This is a genomic window from Pseudomonas sp. P7548 (assembly GCF_013386585.1).
GTDB lineage: Bacteria > Pseudomonadota > Gammaproteobacteria > Pseudomonadales > Pseudomonadaceae > Aquipseudomonas.
Map to the genome: position 1 here is coordinate 190,794 of NZ_JACARO010000015.1, position 14,707 is coordinate 205,500.

Sequence of the window (14,707 nt, forward strand, 5' to 3'; positions counted from 1 at the left end):
TAGCGATCTATCAGCTGGCACATGTATAGCTGACCCACCGCTATCGCAGGCAAGCCAGCTCCCACACTAGATCTCCATTCGGTTTGAGATCTCTGCAACACCAGCAACCCACGAATTCTAAGCGGAGCAGTTATGGTTGATCGGCACGACTACGTGGCCCTCGAATGGGTCAAGGGCGACATTGCCGAAACCCTGAAACAGGCGCGTTCGGCCCTGGACGCCTTTGTCGAGACCGCTGACGCCGAGGCCATCAGCGAGTGCCTGGCCGGCATCCATCAGGTGCATGGCGCGTTGCAGATGGTCGAGTTCTACGGCGCGGCACTGCTGGCCGAAGAGCTTGAAGAACTCGCCCTGGCACTCCAGGCCGGGCACGTCAGCCAGCGCGACGAAAGCATCCGCCTGCTGCAACAGGCGCTCAACCAATTGCCGCTGTACCTGGACCGCGTGCACAGCGCCCGCCGCGACCTGCCGCTGGTGGTCTTGCCGCTGCTCAACGACCTGCGCAGTGCGCGCGGCGAAAGCCTGTTGTCGGAGACCAGCCTGTTCAGCCCGCAGCTGCTGTCGATTGCGCCGCTGCCCGACGAAGCCCTGGCCCAACGTGCGTTGCCCGACCTGCACGAACAGCTGCGCCAGTGGCACCAACTACTGCAACAGGCCCTCGCCGGCCTGCTGCGCGAAGACCACGGCCCCAGCAACCTGGAAGACATGGCGCGGGTCTTCGCCCGCCTCGAAGCGCTGTGCCAGGGCGCGCCGTTGCTGCCGTTGTGGCAAGTCACCTCGGCGCTGGTCGAAGGCATGCTCACCGGCGTGATCGCCAACAGCCCGGCCCTGCGCAGCCTGCTCAAGGCCAGTGACAAGCAACTCAAGCGCCTGTTGGCCCAAGGCATCGGCGGCATCAACCAGCCGGCGCCGGATGAACTGCTCAAAAGCCTGCTGTTCTACGTGGCCAAGGTGACCCGGCCGACGCCGCGCATGCAAAGCCTGAAAGAACGCTATGGCCTGGACGAAGCCTTGCCCGACAGTGCCGTGGTCGATGCCGAGCGTGCGCGCCTGGCCGGGCCGGACCGCAATGCCATGGGCTCGGTGCTCGGCGCGTTGTGCGAAGAGTTGGTGCGGGTCAAGGAGCGTCTCGACCTGTTCGTGCGCAGCGATCGCCAGCACACCAGCGACCTTGAAGCCTTGCTCGCGCCGCTGCGACAGATCGCCGACACCCTGGCGGTACTGGGCTTTGGCCAACCGCGCAAAGTGATCATCGACCAGTTGGCCGTGGTACTGAGCCTGGTCCAGGGTCAGCGCGAACCCAATGACGCCGTGTTGATGGACGTTGCAGGCGCCTTGCTTTATGTCGAAGCCACGCTGGCGGGGATGGTCGGCACCGTCGAACCGGAAAGCCGCGAAGAAAGCCGCCTGCCCACCACCGACCTGACCCAGATCCATCAGTTGGTGATCCGTGAGTCCTGCCAGTGCCTCAAGCAAGCCAAGGAACTGGTGATCGACTGCATCGAGGCCGACTGGGACCGCCAGCGCCTGGAGTCCCTGCCGGAACTGCTGAGCCAGGTGCGCGGCGCCTTGGCGATGATTCCCCTGCCTCGTGCTGCGAGCTTGATGCGCGGCTGCACCGACTACGTCGATGAACAGCTGATGGGCGGTGATGCGACACCTGACGAGGCGCAGTTGGGGCATTTTGCCGATGTAATCAGCAGCCTGGAGTACTACCTGGAGCGCATGCTCCAAGACCCTGACGCCGCAGGTGAACGGGTGCTGGAGTTGGCCACCGAAGGCCTTGCGGCACTCGGTTACCTGCCGGCTGAAAAACCGTGGCGCCAGGCGCTGGTTGCGCCGGAGGGGGCGTTGACCACCGAGGCCACGCCCAGCCAGTCCCAGTTCGATGCACTGGCCAGCCCGACGTCGCGCCTGAACCCTCCGGCCCTGCAACGCCCGGGCAGCCTGTTGCCACCACCGGCCGACGAAGAACCCATCGACGACGAGCTGCGCGAAGTCTTCCTTGAGGAAACCGACGAAGTCCTCGACGTGCTGCACCGCTACCTGCCCAACAGTGCCGACAAGACCGCCCAGGGCGAAATGCGCCGTGCCTTCCACACCTTGAAAGGCAGCGGCCGCATGGTGCGCGCCCTGGTGCTGGCGGAGTTGGCCTGGGCCGTGGAAAACCTGCTCAACCGTGTGTTGGAACGCAGCGTGGCCCTGGGCCCTGACGTGCAAGAGGTGCTGGATGAAGCGGTGGCCTTGCTGCCGGAGCTGATCGCCGATTTCGCCACCGACGATCAACACCAGCGCGATGAAGTCGACGCCCTGGCCGCCCGCGCCCATGCCCTGGCCAGCGGCACACCCGAGCCAGCGGCTGAAGCCCATGACCCCATGCTGCTGGAGATTTTCCGCAACGAAGCCCAGAGCCACCTGGACAGCCTCAACCACTTCCTGCAACAGGCTGCCGAGCATGTGCCGTTGCAAGTCAGCGATGAACTGCAACGCGCCCTGCACACCCTCAAGGGCAGCGCCTATATGGCCGGCGTGTTGCCCATCGCCGAACTGGCCCGCCCGCTTGACCATCTGACCCGCGAGTACAAGGCCCACCGCCTGCCACTGGACTTGGACGAAGTGGAGCTGCTGCTGGAGGCCGAGGGCCTGTTCCAGCGAGGGGTGCGCCAGTTGGACCGTGACCCGTTGGCGCCGATCAAGGGCGCCGAGGACCTGATCGGTCGCACCCAAAGCCTGCTCGACAGCCAACTGACCGCGCTGCTCGACGCGCCCCATACGGGCTTGCGCATCAAGCGCGACCCGCAGTTGATCGCCAACTTCCTGGCCCAGGGCATGGACATCCTGCTCGACGCCGAGAACCTGCTGCGCCGCTGGCAACAGCACCCGGGCGAACGCCAGGAACTGACGGCGTTGCTGGATGAGCTGACCACCCTGGGGGAGGGCGCGCACGTCGCCGACCTGCATGCCATCGACGCGCTGTGCGAGGCGTTGCTCGACCTGTACGGCGCCGTCGAAGAAAGCAGCCTGGCCGTGAGCGAGCGGTTTTTCCATGAGGCCGAACAGGCCCACGAAGCCCTGATCAACATGCTCGACCAACTGGCGGCCGGCCAGGAAATCAGCCCGGCCCCGGCACGGGTCGAGGCGCTGCGCGAGCTGTTGGACGAGGCTCTCGACCCGTCCGCCACCGGGTTGATCCGCAGCGATGGCAGCCGAGCGCTGAGCATCGCCGAGCTGGGTGCCGCGACCCAGCAGTTGGAGCATGAAACGGCCATGGACGACGAGATCGTCGAGATCTTCCTCGAAGAGGCCGTGGACATCCTCGACAGTGCCGGGCAGTCCCTCAAGCGCTGGCTGCTGGAGCCCGAAAGCGCCGCGCCGTTGTCGTCGTTGCAACGCGACCTGCACACCCTCAAGGGCGGCGCACGCATGGCCGAAATCGGCCCGATCGGCGACCTGGCCCATGAGCTGGAATGCCTGTACGAAGGCCTGGTAGACCGCCGCTACAGCTACAGCGCCGAGCTGTCCCAGGTGCTGATGGCCAGCCATGAACACCTGGCCTTGCAGTTGGAGGAGCTGCAAGGCCATCAACCCTTGAGCGACAGCCGTGAGCTGGTCGATAAGTTGCGCGCGGTACGCCAGGGCAACCCACCGACGGCGCCCGCAGCGGTGGCGCCAGCGTCGGGCGCCGACCCTGAGTTGCTGGATATCTTCCTCGAAGAAGCCGCCGACATTCTCGACAGCTCCAGCAGCGCGCTGGTGCGCTGGCAAGCCGAGCCCGGCAATCGCCAGGAAGTGGAAACCCTGCTGCGCGACCTGCACACCCTCAAGGGCGGTGCGCGCATGGTCGAGATCGGGCCGATCGGCGATCTGGCCCATGAACTGGAGACCCTCTACGAAGGGCTCTCGGCCGGGTTGCTGGCGCCGTCGGCAGAACTGTTTGCGCTGCTGCAAGGCTGCCATGACCGCCTGGCCCAGATGATCGACGCGGTGGCCGATGGCTTGCCGGTGGGCTCGGTGGACAAGCTGATCCAGCGCATCAAAAGCCTGGTGCACCCCAGCGATGAACCGGTAGTGCCGGTGGCGTTGCCCGCGGGCAAGGCCGAGGCGGCGGTCGACCCGACGGCCGACATGGTGAAGATTTCCGCTGAGCTGTTGGACGACTTGGTTAACCTGGCCGGCGAAACCTCGATTTTTCGTGGCCGCATCGAGCAACAAGTCAACGACGCACGCATCGCCCTGACCGAAGTGGAAACGACCATTGAGCGCATGCGCGACCAACTGCGCCGGCTCGACACCGAAACCCAAGGGCGCATCCTCAGCCGTCAGCAGGCCGAGGCCGAGCGCCTGGGCTACGAAGAATTCGATCCGCTGGAAATGGACCGTCATTCGCAGTTGCAGCAACTGTCACGCGCGTTGTCCGAATCCGCCTCCGACCTGCTCGACCTCAAGGACACGCTCGACCGTCGCAATCAGGACGCCCATGACCTGCTGCAGCAACAGGCGCGCATCAACACCGCGTTGCAGGAAGGCTTGATGCGCACGCGCATGGTGCCGTTCGAACGCATGCTGCCGCGCCTCAAGCGCATCGTGCGGCAAGTGGCGGGGGAGTTGGGCAAGGACGTGGAGTTCGTGGTCGGCAACGCCGAGGGCGAGATGGACCGCAACGTGCTCGAACGCATGGCGGCGCCCCTGGAACACATGTTGCGCAATGCGGTGGACCACGGGCTGGAATCCCGCGATGCGCGGCTGCTGGCCGGCAAGCCGGAGAAGGGCCGCATCACCCTGGACCTGACCCACGAAGGCGGCGATATCGTCTTCGACATGCGCGACGACGGCGCCGGGGTACCGCTGGAGGCCGTGCGGCGCAAGGCGATCAAGCGCGGTTTGCTCGACCCCAATCAGGAGATCAGCGACCGCGACGTGTTGCAGTTCATCCTGCAGCCGGGTTTTTCCACGGCCGAAAAAATCACGCAGATCTCCGGGCGTGGCGTGGGCATGGACGTGGTGCACGAAGAGGTGCGCCAGCTGGGCGGCTCGATGTTCATTGAGTCGACGCCTGGGGTGGGCGTGCACTTTCGTATTCGCTTGCCGTTTACCGTGTCGGTCAACCGGGCGTTGATGGTGCAATGCGCAGACGACCAATACGCTATCCCGCTCAATACCATCGAAGGCCTGGTGAGTGTGCTGCCCCATGAGCTGGCGGGGCATTATCAGCAGGACCCGCCACGTTATGAATATGCCGGCCAGCGCTACGAACTCTTCTACCTCGGCGACCTGTTGCACACCGTCAGCCGTCCGAAACTGCTGGGCCAGTACCAGCCCGTGCCGGTGCTGCTGGTGCAGTGCAACGAGCGGCGCGTGGCGGTGCAAGTGGACGCCATGGCGGGTACGCGGGAAATCGTGGTGAAAGGTCTGGGGCCACAGTTTGCGGGGGTGCAGGGCTTGTCCGGCGCGACCATTCTGGGCGACGGCCGTGTGGTGCTGATCATCGATTTGCTGGCGCACATCCGCGCCCGGCAACCGGCCTTGCCGGCCCAGACGTTCGACGCGCCGCTGATCCTCAACGACCCGCTGAAAAAGCGCCCGTTGCTGGTGCTGGTGGTGGACGACTCGGTCACCGTGCGCAAAGTCACCAGCCGCCTGCTGGAACGCAACGGCATGAACGTGCTCACCGCCAAGGACGGCATCGACGCCATCGCGGTGCTGGAAGAACACACGCCGGACCTGATGCTGCTGGACATCGAAATGCCGCGCATGGACGGCTTCGAAGTGGCCACCCAAGTGCGCAACGACCCTAGGCTGATGCGCCTGCCGATCATCATGATCACCTCCCGCACCGGCCAGAAACACCGCGACCGCGCCATGGCGATTGGCGTGAATGACTACCTCGGCAAGCCGTACCAAGAGTCGGTGCTGCTGGAAAGCATCGCCTACTGGAGCAAGTCCCATGCTTGACCACCGCACCAGCCAACTCACTGGCCTGCTGCTGCCCCTGGCCGACCGCCACCTGGTGCTGCCCAACGTCGCGATTGCCGAGCTGATCGACTTCCAGCGCGGCGAACCCGCCAGCGACGCACCGCCGTGGTACCTGCGGCAAGTGACCTGGCGTGATCAGCAACTGCCGCTGATCAGCTTTGAAGCCGCGTGCGGCGAAGCCATCGTCGCCGGTGAACGCTCACGCATCGTGGTGCTCAACGCCCTGGGCGGGCGGCCGACGTTGAAGTTCATTGCGCTGGTGATCCAGGGGATCCCCCGCTCGTACAAACTCGACAGCCAACTCAGCTACGTGGACGTGCCGCTGTGCCCGCTGGAACTGGCGGCAGTGCAGGTGGGTGAGCATGTGGCGAAAGTGCCGGATTTGATGGGGCTTGAAGCCCTGTTGATAGAGTCCGGCCTGGCCTGATTACCCTGTATCCAAAAACCTATGAAGATCCAAATGTGGGAGCGGGCTTGCTCGCGAAAGCTCTGGATCAGTCACAGATGCGCTGACTGACGCCCCGCATTCGCGAGCAAGCCCGCTCCCACATTAAATTGTGTTGGCCTCAAGACCTCAATCAATCCGCGCAAACCGTTCAATTACCGGCTGTTCCCGATGCTCGGCCTGCCACAAGTCGTAGGCGCTTTGCATCGACAGCCAAAGCTGGGCAGTACTCACCCCGGCCCGCTCCAGCCGCACGGCAAGGTCTGGGCTGACTGGGGCGTGGCCATGCAAGATCCTTGAAAAGGTTTCGCGAGCGAAGCCAAGGCGCCGGGCCATTTCGGTGATGGTGATACCCAACGCTGGCACCACGTCTTCAAGCAGGATCTCACCTGGGTGAGGTGGGTTGTTGATGTCCTTGCATCGCTTCTTAGCTGTGAGATTCATGCGGTATGCCCGTGACGATTCAGACCGAAAAGGCTAGGGGTACCGGTTCCGAGCAACAACCTGAATAGCCTGTCAGAGCATTCCGATCTGACTGTCGGTGCCTCATGGTTCCTGGACAAATCTTGTCCTAACACCTGAGACGTAAGGTATGGATCGAATGGTTGTGTGAAGTTTCTGTAAGTACGAACTCGGGATTTTTTGCCGATTGTTGAGTGCTAGCGTTTCTTGCTCAACTCCATCAGCAAGGACTCGCAAATGGCCGTTCCACCCGCGCCCCCAGGCGTTTCGCTGCAAGACAATATCGCTATCGCCAACAACCGCAGGCTGCATTTGAAGCCCGGTTCGGCGCTCATGTATTCGTGGTTCTACTCACAGGTCCGAGGGCGTGGGCCTTGGGATTACAAACAGAAAAGCCTGGAGTATGAGGCGTTCGGAAACTTCAATTATGGTGCTACAGGTACGGTGCTGGGCATTCCCGAGCATGTTCTGTTACGGGCAGCAGGTGTCGCTCAAACATTCGCAGAAACCACCAAGCCGGAGTTTGGGTCATGGTGGGGAGGAGAACCTTTTGGCGATGATCCTCGCGATCAATATTGGATAAGGAGGGGGATTGAGTATGCAATTTCTCAGGGCTACTAAAGGCCTCTTTCCGGTCCTGCGCAACTGCCTGCTGGTAGCCTGCCTGATGTATATCGGGGGCCATTGGATCATGTCATCCGGCACACCGGATTTGGACGAAGTGGTTTTGAAACACTCGTTGGGCAACGGCAACTCAATTTATGGAGCGCGTGACGGACAGGGCGGCGCGACAGTGGGATTTTCCTACAGGTACTACGTTTATAAGGACTTGGGCAGTGACCAGGAGATACTGACAGCGCTGATGTCGGCACATCCCTTTTTGAAAACCAAAAAGCCAGATGTCCAGGTCACTCAGGTGGATGGCGTCATCCACCTCATTGTTCGTGGTGAGGTTTATGAGTACCGCAGCTATCCGCTCGAAGGTTTGGGGGCTGTGAGCATAGACATGAAGTTGTAGACCGGCGGGCTTCGGATTTTTCCTGCGAGATTTGGAGGTGTGCGTGAACTTGTCGCGTGCAGGCGGCGCGCCTAGTCTTCGTCCCGTCATCGCAAAAAACGGTGACACGGACGTGCAAGTCCGGTTACATGTCGGCGCACCGGCGCCCATAGCCATTCAACGGGCGTTTTTTATGCCTGCTGTATATGTTATGGCGGCTGTGCGTGGGAGATCCCTCGGGGTCTGCCGGGGTCCGATATGCCCGGTCTTGCACACCTGCGCACAGCTGCCACCTTAATTCGCGTGCAAGCGGAAGAGGGCAGTCTCCATCACATATCGGAGCTGTAAATCATGGTCAAACCTACCCCCAATCCACCTCTCTTCAGCGTAAATCCTCACCAAAACACCGAAACCCTGTTGGTCAACGCCAGCGAAACCCTGTCTTCCCTCAACGCACTCACCTGCAACCTGGCCTTCGACCTGGACACCTCCCAGCGCGCCATCCTGCTCGGCATCCAGCAAATGGCAGAGCTGGGGCAGCTATTGGTGGATAGGGCGTTGGAGCAAGTCAGCCCGGCGCCAGCTGCTTAAAACGGCCCCAATCAGGGACTGATCGTTCCCTTTTGGGGACCGCTATTTAACAAGCGCCACTGAACAAATGTGGGAGCGGGCTTGCTCGCGAATGCGGACTGTCAGCAGACACTTCATTAGCTGACCCACTGCATTCGCGAGCAATCCCGCTCCCACATTTAGAACTGCGTCCGGCTTGAGGGCGTATTTGCTGATGTTCCGTTACTCCAGCCGTAACGATCCATCGCCGGGCTTGATTGATGCCCCCCCGATTCACTCCTAAGGTACAGCCCACGACAGCAAACCCCGTGGAGCGACCATGACAACAACCAACACCCCCGACTCGCGCTGGACGCGGCGGCGCGACGAGAAGCAGCGGCGGCTCGGGCGGGTCAAACAGTATGCAGACGGGGCCGTGTTGCCCAGCGACAAGATCGTCGAGGCCCTGGAAGCCCTGATCCTCCCCGGCGACCGCGTGGTGCTGGAAGGCAACAACCAGAAACAGGCCGACTTTCTCTCCCGCTCCCTGGCCAAGGCCGACCCCGCCAAGCTCCACGATTTGCACATGATCATGCCCAGTGTCGGCCGCTCCGAGCACCTGGACCTGTTTGAAAAGGGCATCGCCCGCAAGCTCGACTTCTCCTTCGCGGGCACCCAGTCCCTGCGCATCAGCCAGTTGCTCGAAGACGGCCTGCTGGAAATCGGCGCGATCCATACCTACATCGAACTCTACGCACGGCTGGTGGTGGACCTGATCCCCAATGTCGTCCTGTCTGCCGGCTTCATGGCCGACCGCGCCGGCAACATCTACACCGGCGCCAGCACCGAAGACACTCCCGCGTTGATCGAGCCGGCTGCCTTCAGCGATGGCATCGTGATCGTGCAGGTCAACCAGTTGGTGGACGACGTCACCGACTTACCCCGCGTCGACATTCCGGCCAGTTGGGTGGACTTCGTGGTGGTGGCCGACAAACCCTTCTACATCGAGCCGCTGTTCACCCGCGACCCGCGCCACATCAAGCCGGTGCATGTGTTAATGGCGATGATGGCGATCCGTGGCATCTACGAAAAACACAATGTGCAGTCCCTCAACCACGGCATCGGGTTCAACACCGCGGCCATTGAGTTGATCCTGCCCACCTACGGCGAATCCCTCGGCCTCAAGGGTAAGATCTGCCGCAACTGGACCCTCAACCCGCACCCGACGCTGATCCCTGCCATCGAAAGTGGCTGGGTAGAAAGCGTGCATTGCTTCGGCACCGAACTGGGCATGGAGAACTACATCGCCGCACGGCCGGATGTGTTCTTCACCGGCCGCGATGGCTCGATGCGTTCCAACCGCATGTTCTGCCAACTGGCCGGCCAATACGCGGTGGACCTGTTCATCGGCGCCACCCTGCAAGTCGACGGCGACGGCCATTCCTCCACCGTGACCCGTGGCCGTCTCGCCGGGTTTGGCGGTGCGCCGAACATGGGCCACGACCCACGCGGTCGCCGCCATGGCACCCCGGCATGGCTGGACATGCGCCACGACGACGCGCCCGAAGCGCTGTTGGAGCGCGGCAAAAAGCTGGTGGTGCAAATGGTCGAGACCTTCCAGGAAGGCGGCAAACCGACTTTCGTCGACACCCTTGACGCGGTGGAAGTCGCGCGCAAAAGCGGCATGCCCCTGGCGCCGATCATGATCTACGGCGACGACGTCACCCACCTGCTCACCGAAGAAGGCATCGCCTACCTGTACAAGGCGCGCTCCCTGGAGGAGCGCCAGGCGATGATCGCCGCCGTCGCAGGCGTCACCGCCATCGGCCTGCGCCACAACCCCAAGGACACCGCGCGCATGCGCCGCGAAGGCCTGATCGCCTTGCCCGAAGACTTGGGCATCCGTCGCACCGACGCCACTCGCGAGCTGTTGGCCGCCAAGAGCGTGGCCGACCTGGTGGACTGGTCCGGTGGCCTGTACAACCCGCCCGCCAAGTTCAGGAGCTGGTAAATGCGCGCCCTCAAACTGCATGAATTGACCCTCGCCGACCGCCTCGCGGACATGGCCGTCGATGCCTTGATCGATGAGGCGGACCTGTCGCCCAAGCCGGCCCTGGTCGACCGTCGCGGCAACGGCGCCCACAACGATTTGCACCTGGGCCTGATGCACGCCTCGGCACTGTCGTTGTGGCCGATGTTCAAGGAAATGGCCGAAGCGGCCATCGAGTTCGGTGAAGTCGGCTTGCCCCTGCGTGAAGCCTTGGGGCGGATCGGCCGCGAAGGCGAACAAGCCATGCTCGCCACCACCGACGGCGTGAATACCCATCGCGGCGCGATCTGGGCCCTCGGTTTGCTCACCGCTGCGGCAGCCCTGGCGCCCCGTGCCGTGACGCTGACCGCTGCCCGCTTGGCCTTGCTCAACGACCGTTATGCCCCGCAACCGATGAGCCACGGTGCCCAGGTCGCGCAACGCTACGGCGCACGCGGCGCCCGTGAAGAAGCGCAACTGGGCTTCCCTTCGGTGATGCAGCGCGGCCTGCCGCAACTGCGCAAAAGTCGTCTGCAAGACGCCGGCGAGCAGAACGCCCGCCTAGACGCCTTGCTTGCGATCATGACCGAGCTGGCCGACACCTGTGTGCTCTACCGCGCAGGCCCTGAAGGCATCAGCGCCATGCAACACGGCGCCCAAGCCGTGCTGGACGCGGGCGGCAGCGCGACCCTGGCCGGTCGCCGCCAACTGCATGCGCTGGACCAACACCTGCTGGCCCTGAATGCCTCCCCGGGCGGCGCCGCCGACCTGTTGGCCGCCTGCCTGTTTATCGACCGCCTCGACGGAGCGTTGTGATGGAAACCTTATCCTTTGAATTCCCCGCCGGACAGCCGCCCAAAGGCCGTGCGCTGGTGGGGTGTGTCGGCTCCGGCGACCTGGAAGTGCTGCTGGAGCCGGGCACGCCGGGCACCCTGACCATCCAGGTGCAGACCTCGGTCAACGGCGCCGAGCAGCGCTGGCAGCACCTGTTCGAACGCATCTTTCAAGAGCAAACGCCACCGGCGTTGAAGATCGATATCCACGACTTCGGCGCGACACCCGGTGTGGTGCGTTTGCGCCTGGAGCAAGGTTTCGAGGAGATCGGCCATGACTGACTTACTCGCCAAACACAGCTTCGTCGAACTCGGCGCACGTCAGCGTGCCAAGGCCTTGCTGGACGCCGGCACCTACCGTGAATTGATCGACCCGTTCCAGCGCGTCATGTCGCCGTGGCTCAGCCGCCAGGGCGTGGTGCCGCAAGCCGATGACGGCGTGGTGATCGCCAAGGGCAGCCTCGCCGGCAAGCCGGTGGTGATCGCGGCCATCGAAGGTAATTTCCAGGGCGGCAGCCTCGGTGAAGTCGGCGGGGCAAAAATCGCCGGTGCGCTTGAGCTGGCGGCCGAAGACAACCGCAAGGGTATTCCCACGCGTGCCGTGCTGTTGCTGGAAACCGGTGGCGTGCGCCTGCAGGAAGCCAACCTGGGGCTGGCGGCGATTGCCGACATCCACGCGGCGATTGTCGACCTGCGCCAGTACCAGCCGGTGATCGGTGTGGTGGCGGGCAGCGTCGGTTGCTTTGGCGGCATGTCCATCGCGGCCGGGCTGTGCAGTTACCTGGTGGTCACCCGCGAAGCACGGGTGGGCCTGAACGGCCCGCAAGTGATCGAGCAGGAAGCCGGGCTGGACGAATACGACTCCCGCGACCGGCCATTCATCTGGAGCCTTACCGGTGGCGAGCAACGCTTCAACAGCGGGTTGGCTGACCGTTACGTGGCCGACGATGTGGCCGAGATTCAGCAGACCGTCAGCGACCTGCTGGAGCAGGGCCTACCCGCTCAACCACGCAGTCGCCAGGCCGAGCACTACCTGGCGCGCCTGGCCGAACTGGGCGCCACGCCACAAATCGATGCGGCGACGGTGCGTGCGCTGTATCAAGGAGATCGCTCATGAGAGGTTTGCAGTGGTTCAACGCATTGAGCGTGGGGGCAACGCCCGTCGAGGGTTTGCCGGCTTCGCTGAAAGTGGCTGACGGCCTGTTGGGCGGGCAACCTGTGCGCTTTATCGCCGTGGTCACCGACCCGCACAACCGCTTTCCCCGCGCACGCAACGGCGAGGTCGGGTTGCTCGAAGGCTGGGGCCTGGCCAAGGCGGTGGATGAAGCCATCGCCCGTGGCGACAAGCGCCCGCTGATCGCTATCGTCGACGTGCCGAGCCAAGCCTACGGCCGTCGCGAAGAAGCCCTCGGTATCCATCAGGCCCTGGCCGCCGCCGCTGACAGTTATGCCCGCGCCCGGCTGGCCGGGCACCCGGTGATTGCGCTGCTGGTGGGCAAGGCGATGTCGGGCGCGTTCCTCGCCCACGGCTACCAGGCCAACCGCCTGATCGCCCTGCGCGACCCGGGCGTGATGGTACACGCCATGGGCAAGGCCTCGGCGGCGCGGGTTACTTTGCGCAGTGTCGAGGAGCTGGAAGCGTTGGCCGCCAGCGTGCCGCCCATGGCGTATGACATCGACAGCTATGCCAGCCTGGGTTTGCTGTGGGAGACCTTGTCGGTTGAGCAGATCGAACAGCCGACGCCACAGGATGTGGCACGGGTGGGCGATTGCCTGGTGAGTGCAATCAAGGACATCGACGGCACCGATTTGAGCAGCCGCCTGGGTGCTGCCCATCGCGCCGCCTCCAGCCACGTGCGCCAACTGCTACGGGAGCAATGGTGAACGCGCACGACTTGCTCTGGGGCATGACCCCGGCGCACCTGCCCGCTGACGCCCCGGCGTGGGCGGTGCAGGCGGTGGGCACGGTGGTGGTGCGCCGCGCGACGGTTGCCGCAGGTTATGTCCCGGTGGGCGTGCGTGGCCGTTCGCGTGAGCAACGGTTTGCCGTACTCATGCCGCTGGCTGCCGTGCAACGGCGGGTAGCGCCGGAAGCATTGCGTGATGTTGTCTCTCGACGAGACTTGCCCGCATTGCAGGCTCTGGATCAATTACGGCCGGTGCTGGCGACCTTAAATTGGGGCGTCACCGGCAGCGCCGGATTTGAGTTGGCCACGGGCATTGAAGCGCTGCATGCCCAGAGCGACCTGGATCTGATTCTGCGCACGCCCCTGCCGCTGGACCGCAGCGAGGCGCGCGACCTGTTGGCAACCTTGGACCAGGCCGTGTGCGCCGTGGACCTGCAATTGCAAACGCCCTTCGGCGCAGTGGCCTTGCGCGAATGGGCCGGCCCCTCACGGCGGGTGCTGTTGAAAACCACCAGTGGCGCCCATCTGGTGCTCGACCCTTGGCAGGCCGTGGCATGAGCAGCTTTCTGGTGTTCCCCGGGCAAGGCGCCCAGCGGCCGGGCATGCTCCAGGCGCTGCCCGCCGATGTGCTGGATGAAGCCAGCCAAGCCTTGGGTGAAGACGTCCGCACCCTGGATTCAGCGCACGCCTTGGCCAATACCCGCGCCGTCCAGCTGTGCCTGCTGATCGCCGGCGTGGCCCACGCCCGCCTGTTGCAACACACCCCGGATTACGTCGCGGGCCTTTCCATCGGCGCATACCCGGCCGCCGTGATCGCCGGTGCCCTGGCGTTTGCCGATGCGGTGAAACTGGTCAGCCTGCGCGGCGAACTGATGCAAAACGCTTATCCACACGGCTACGGGATGACGGCCATCATCGGCCCGCCGTTATCCACAGTCGAAGCGCTGCTGGCTGAAGTGAATAGCCCGGAAACCCCGGTGTACCTGGCCAATATCAACGCCGACAACCAGACCGTGATTGCCGGCAGCGACGCCGCCATGACGCGTATCGCCCAACGTATCAAAGGCAACGGCGTGGCCAAGCGCCTGGCCGTGAGTGTGCCGTCTCACTGCGCGCTGCTGGAGCAACCGGCCCAGGTGTTGGCCCAGGCGTTCGTTGCGCTCAAGCCGCCGCGCATCACCTACCTGAGCAGCACCCGTGCGCGGCCTGTGCACAACCCCGAACAACTGCGCGACGACCTCGCCTTCAACATGTGCCGCGTCGTCGACTGGCGCGGCACCGTGCAAAGCGCCTACGAGCGCGGCGTGCGCCTGCAGATCGAGCTGCCCCCCGGCGCCGTGCTCACCGGCTTGTCACGCCGCGTGTTCGAGCAAGGCACGGTGATCGCCTGCGAGGGCGCACGCCTGGACACCTTGCAGGCCCTGCTGCAAGAGGAGGAGCGCCGCCACCGATAAAGCACCACCCAAGGCTTTCGAAGCACAACAACAACAATTTCGATCGAGCACTTTGAGG

At 63.9% G+C, this 14,707-nt stretch carries 13 protein-coding genes; 12 read left to right on the plus strand and 1 reads right to left on the minus strand.

The window, feature by feature from the left end; genetic code table 11:
* Positions 1-132 precede the first annotated feature (132 nt).
* Positions 133-5,952 (plus strand): Hpt domain-containing protein, encoded by a 5,820-nt coding sequence (locus tag HX803_RS08840; protein WP_178920049.1) that lies wholly within the window; start codon positions 133-135, stop codon positions 5,950-5,952.
* Positions 5,945-6,400: a chemotaxis protein CheW gene (locus HX803_RS08845; protein ID WP_178920050.1), complete on the plus strand. Its 456-nt coding sequence runs from the start codon at positions 5,945-5,947 to the stop codon at positions 6,398-6,400. Before HX803_RS08840 ends, HX803_RS08845 begins: the two co-directional genes overlap by 8 nt.
* Positions 6,401-6,547: 147 nt before the next feature.
* On the opposite strand, the gene HX803_RS08850 is transcribed toward HX803_RS08845, so the two are convergent.
* Positions 6,548-6,862, minus strand: a complete 315-nt coding sequence (locus HX803_RS08850; protein WP_178920051.1) for a HigA family addiction module antitoxin — start codon at positions 6,860-6,862, stop codon at positions 6,548-6,550.
* A gap of 255 nt (positions 6,863-7,117) precedes the next feature.
* Here HX803_RS08850 and HX803_RS08855 point away from each other — a divergent pair, with 255 nt between their 5' ends.
* From HX803_RS08855 to mdcH, 10 genes are all read left to right on the plus strand, one after another.
* Positions 7,118-7,501, plus strand: coding sequence for a polymorphic toxin type 44 domain-containing protein (locus HX803_RS08855; protein ID WP_178920052.1), 384 nt, complete (start codon positions 7,118-7,120; stop codon positions 7,499-7,501).
* Complete coding sequence (locus HX803_RS08860; protein ID WP_178920102.1) at positions 7,479-7,898, plus strand: hypothetical protein; 420 nt, start codon at positions 7,479-7,481, stop codon at positions 7,896-7,898. The genes HX803_RS08855 and HX803_RS08860 overlap by 23 nt, the downstream gene beginning before the upstream one ends.
* 330 nt (positions 7,899-8,228) lie before the next feature.
* On the plus strand, positions 8,229-8,468 hold the full coding sequence (locus tag HX803_RS08865; RefSeq protein ID WP_178920053.1) for a DUF6124 family protein: 240 nt from the start codon (positions 8,229-8,231) through the stop codon (positions 8,466-8,468).
* Between the two features lie 298 nt (positions 8,469-8,766).
* On the plus strand, positions 8,767-10,437 hold the full coding sequence (gene mdcA / locus HX803_RS08870; RefSeq protein ID WP_178920054.1) for a malonate decarboxylase subunit alpha: 1,671 nt from the start codon (positions 8,767-8,769) through the stop codon (positions 10,435-10,437).
* On the plus strand, positions 10,438-11,271 hold the full coding sequence (locus tag HX803_RS08875; protein ID WP_178920055.1) for a triphosphoribosyl-dephospho-CoA synthase: 834 nt from the start codon (positions 10,438-10,440) through the stop codon (positions 11,269-11,271).
* Positions 11,271-11,570: a malonate decarboxylase subunit delta gene (locus tag HX803_RS08880; protein ID WP_017139433.1), complete on the plus strand. Its 300-nt coding sequence runs from the start codon at positions 11,271-11,273 to the stop codon at positions 11,568-11,570. The genes HX803_RS08875 and HX803_RS08880 overlap by 1 nt, the downstream gene beginning before the upstream one ends.
* A complete protein-coding gene (locus HX803_RS08885) occupies positions 11,563-12,405 on the plus strand; it encodes a biotin-independent malonate decarboxylase subunit beta (protein ID WP_178920056.1) in 843 nt (280 codons plus the stop codon). The genes HX803_RS08880 and HX803_RS08885 overlap by 8 nt, the downstream gene beginning before the upstream one ends.
* Positions 12,402-13,172 carry a biotin-independent malonate decarboxylase subunit gamma gene (gene mdcE / locus HX803_RS08890; protein ID WP_178920057.1) on the plus strand — a complete coding sequence of 257 codons (771 nt, stop codon included), beginning with the start codon at positions 12,402-12,404 and terminating at the stop codon, positions 13,170-13,172. Before HX803_RS08885 ends, mdcE begins: the two co-directional genes overlap by 4 nt.
* Positions 13,166-13,753, plus strand: a complete 588-nt coding sequence (locus HX803_RS08895) for a malonate decarboxylase holo-ACP synthase (RefSeq protein WP_178920058.1) — start codon at positions 13,166-13,168, stop codon at positions 13,751-13,753. The genes mdcE and HX803_RS08895 overlap by 7 nt, the downstream gene beginning before the upstream one ends.
* On the plus strand, positions 13,750-14,649 hold the full coding sequence (gene mdcH, locus HX803_RS08900; RefSeq protein WP_178920059.1) for a malonate decarboxylase subunit epsilon: 900 nt from the start codon (positions 13,750-13,752) through the stop codon (positions 14,647-14,649). Before HX803_RS08895 ends, mdcH begins: the two co-directional genes overlap by 4 nt.
* Positions 14,650-14,707: the final 58 nt, after the last annotated feature.